Origin of the sequence: Dyadobacter sp. Leaf189, assembly GCF_001424405.1 — a bacterium.
Lineage (GTDB): Bacteria > Bacteroidota > Bacteroidia > Cytophagales > Spirosomataceae > Dyadobacter.
Genome location: NZ_LMPS01000003.1, coordinates 1 through 1,131, shown reverse-complemented (window position 1 = coordinate 1,131; position 1,131 = coordinate 1). Strand labels below are relative to the sequence as shown.

At 43.5% G+C, this 1,131-nt stretch carries 1 pseudogene; it reads left to right on the top strand.

Features of this window, described 5'->3' with window-relative positions:
• Positions 1–86 precede the first annotated feature (86 nt).
• A pseudogene (locus ASG33_RS09410) lies at positions 87–974 on the top strand (IS3 family transposase); the annotation flags it as partial.
• Positions 975–1,131 lie beyond the last annotated feature (157 nt).

Genomic DNA, 1,131 nt, shown 5'->3' with positions numbered 1-1,131 from the left:
GTAGTAGCCGGATTGACTGAAGACCAGAAAATGATAAAAAAGCTGCGAAAAGAGCTAAAAGATGCCCAAATGGAACGCGATATTTTAAAAAAGGCGGTCGGCATCTTTTCCAAGGGAGACGGGAGATATTCGGATTTATAAGAGAGCACCGAAGAATATTTCCAGTTGAAATGATGTGTAGGGTATTTCAGGTTAGCAGCAGTAGTTTGTATTATTGGCTAAAGCACCCCAAGAGTAAACGTGAGGCTGAAAGCGACTCGTTGCTGGAGGAGATCTGTGAGTTGCACCATGCCAGCAAGAAAGTCTACGGGAGTCCGAGGATTGCTGCCAAGCTCGCTGAGAAAGGCATTCACGCTTCAAGGCCCAGGGTAGCCAGGATAATGCGCAAAGCGGGTATACAGAGTGTTATACGCAAGAAATGGACAAGTACGACGGACTCAGATCATGTGCACCCCGTAGCAGAAAACGTTCTTAACAGAGATTTTTCGGCTTCAAGACCAGGAGAAAAATGGGTCTCGGACCTTACCTATATCCGTACTGGGGCCGGATGGGTTTACCTGACAACGGTTATCGATCTTGCGGATAGAAAGGTGATTGGCTGGGCCCTGAGCGATAATATGGAGGCCAAGAACACAACGGTCAGCGCATTCCAGATGGCAAGGGCCAATAGGAAAATTGGAGATACGCTAATATTCCACTCTGATCGGGGGGTTCAGTATGCCTGTTCAGAGTTTAGGCAGCAGTTGGTGGGATCACCAATAATCCAGAGTATGAGCCGAAAGGGAAACTGTTGGGATAATGCAGTTGCAGAAAGTTTCTTCAAAACGATGAAGACTGAGATGGTTTATCAAAAAACCTTCAAAACTAAAAAGCAAGCATACCTGGCGATCTTTGAGTATATAGAAGTTTGGTACAATAGGAAAAGAATCCATTCCTCATTAGGTTATTTGTTATTTGACTCCTTTAGAGTTTGAAAAAACGATGAGGAAAAAGCCGCATAAATTGCATCCAGAGGAATCTAAATAAATGCATCTCAAAAAAAAATATCTGACGAAACAAAATCTCTAGTGTACTATTGCAATTCCAAATTCCATACCTTTGACGCCATTTGTAAAAGGCTGCAGTGCTTAT